This is a genomic window from Kitasatospora sp. NPDC057512 (assembly GCF_042802135.1).
GTDB lineage: Bacteria > Actinomycetota > Actinomycetes > Streptomycetales > Streptomycetaceae > Kitasatospora.
The window spans coordinates 1-2,183 of sequence record NZ_JBHVET010001053.1 but is presented as its reverse complement, the minus strand read 5'-3'; the positions used below and the strand labels follow the sequence as shown (position 1 = coordinate 2,183).

Annotated in this window: 4 protein-coding genes; 3 read left to right on the top strand and 1 reads right to left on the bottom strand. The window is 74.1% G+C overall.

All coding sequences use genetic code 11. The features are described 5' to 3' along the window. Window positions 1-299 (top strand): response regulator transcription factor (locus ACFU6K_RS37480; protein ID WP_380670894.1); only part of this gene is annotated, 299 nt, incomplete at its 5' end. 39 nt (window positions 300-338) lie between these two features. Here ACFU6K_RS37480 and ACFU6K_RS37475 read toward each other — a convergent pair. Next, the gene (locus tag ACFU6K_RS37475) at window positions 339-1,169 is read right to left on the bottom strand and encodes an SAM-dependent methyltransferase (protein ID WP_380670892.1); all 831 of its coding nucleotides are present in this window, start codon (window positions 1,167-1,169) and stop codon (window positions 339-341) included. 239 nt (window positions 1,170-1,408) lie between these two features. On the opposite strand from ACFU6K_RS37475, the gene ACFU6K_RS37470 reads away from it, so the two are divergent. Together ACFU6K_RS37470 and ACFU6K_RS37465 are read left to right on the top strand one after the other, a co-directional pair. After that, window positions 1,409-1,756: a PRC-barrel domain-containing protein gene (locus ACFU6K_RS37470; RefSeq protein ID WP_049651501.1), complete on the top strand. Its 348-nt coding sequence runs from the start codon at window positions 1,409-1,411 to the stop codon at window positions 1,754-1,756. A 106-nt stretch (window positions 1,757-1,862) separates the two neighbouring features. Then, window positions 1,863-2,129, top strand: a complete 267-nt coding sequence (locus ACFU6K_RS37465; RefSeq protein WP_049651499.1) for a metal-sensitive transcriptional regulator — start codon at window positions 1,863-1,865, stop codon at window positions 2,127-2,129. Window positions 2,130-2,183: the final 54 nt, after the last annotated feature.

The window sequence follows — 2,183 nt, the reverse complement described above, 5'->3', positions numbered from 1 at the left end:
GGCTCTCGCCCGCCGCCACCCGGGCCGTGATCGACCAGTTCCTGGCCCAGCCCGAGCCGGCCTCCGCCGCCTCCACGAGCGAGCGGCTGTCCGTCCTCACCGCCCGCGAGCGCGAGGTGATGTCGATGGCCGCCACCGGCCTCACCAACGAGGAGATCGCCGAGCGGATGTTCGTCAGCCCCTTCACCGTCCGCACCCACGTCCACCGGGCGATGTCCAAGCTCGACGCCCGCGACCGCGCCCAACTCGTCGCCATCGCCTACCAGACCGGACTGGTCCCGCCCGGCCGCCCGAACTGAGGCGCGCCTGGCCGGCGGTGGCCGGTCCAGCCCCGGGGCTCAGGGCTTGCGGGCCACGGCGCCGTACATGCTGACGCGGTCGGCGCCAGGGGCGGGGGTGGTGTCGGGGCGCCAGAGGGGGACGGTGGTCACGCCGGGGTCGAGGAGGTCGAGGCCGTCGAAGAAGGCCCGGACCTCCTCGCGGGAGCGGCCGACGAGGGGCGCGGTGGCCTTGTCGTAGACGCCGGTGACCCGGTCGCGGATCTCGGCCGGGATGAAGTCGGCGGTGCCGTGCGAGAGGACCAGGTGGCTGCCGGAGGGCAGGGCGTCCAGCAGGACGGCGAGCGCATGGTGGGGCTGGTCCTCGTCCCGCAGGAAGTGCAGGACGGCGGCGAGGACGAGTCCGACCGGGCGGGAGAAGTCGAGCAGCTCCGCCGTCCGGACGGCGTCCAGCAGCGCGGCGGGCTCGCGCAGGTCGGCCCGGATGACGGTGGTGTGGCCGGGGCCCGAGCCGGCCATCAGGGCGCGGGCGTGGCTGAGCACGATCGGGTCGTTGTCCACGTAGACGGTCCGCGCGCCCGGTCGGGCCGTCCGGGCGATCTCGTGGGTGTTGCCGGCCGTGGGGATGCCGGTGCCGATGTCGAGGAACTGGTCGATGCCGAGTTCGGCGACGCACCGCACCGCGCGGGTGAGGAAGCCGCGGTTGGCGCGGGCGGTGGAGCGGAACTCCGGGTTGGCGGCGAGCGCCTTCTCGGCGGCGGCGCGGTCGGAGGGGAAGTTGTCCTTCCCGCCGAGGTAGTAGTCGTACATCCGGGCCGGGTGCGGCACGTCGGGCCGCAGGTCGGCCGGGATCCCGGCCCCGCCGGACTCCCACATGTTCTCGTATCCCACGGTTGCCGTCTCCTCTGCCCCGGACGCCACGGACGATCCACTCGCGGCCCTGTTGGCGGACAGCCTAAAGCCCAGGTCAAGGCCCGGGTGCCGGTTGGTCGGGTCACCCCCGTATGTCCCTTTTCGTCGGGAGGGACGGGCTCCCGGGCTCGCCGCGCGCCCCTGCCGCTCCCGGCGCAGGATGGAGGTCCGGGCGGGGGAACAACCGGGGACGGGAGGTCAGGCCCGTGGGCATCGCGATGGCGGACATCCGCGAGTGGCGCGGCCACGCCGTGGTCGACGAGAAGGGCCACCGCATCGGGTCGCTGGAGTCGGTCTACGTCGAGACGGCCAGCGACGAGCCGTTCTTCGGCACGGTCACGGTCGGTTTCGCCGGTCGGCGCCGCCTGGTGTTCGTCCCGCTGGACGGGGCGGTGGCCGGGCCGGACTACCTCCGGGTGGCCTACCCGCGCAACCAGGTCAAGCAGGCACCGGCGATCGGCACCGACGACGTGCTGCCCGCCGAGGACGAGCCCGCCGTGTTCGCGCACTACGAGCTGCCGTACGCGACCGGCGCGGGCGGCGAGCGCCGCCTGGCCCGCCGCTGAGCCGGGCCGTACCCGGGGCCGCAGGGCACGGCTTCCGCCATCCGGGAATGAATACCCCGCCGGGTACACTTGTCCATCGACAGTCGATGTGAAAGGCGGCCCCGACATGCAGGTGGACGAGGAGGCGGTCGGCGCGGTCCTGAACCGGCTGCGTCGCGCGCAGGGCCAGTTGGCCGGAGTGATCGCGATGATCGAGGCGGGCCGGGACTGCAAGGACGTGGTCACCCAGCTCGCCGCCGTCTCGCGCGCGCTCGACCGGGCGGGGTTCAAGATCGTCGCGAGCGGCATGCGCCAGTGCATGGCCGCCGCCGACCAGGACGCCGCGCCGATGAGCGAGGCCGAGCTGGAGAAGCTCTTCCTCGCCCTGGCCTGACCGGGCGGCACCCGGCCCGGCGGCACGGTCCGACGAGGGCCGAGGCGGATCCCT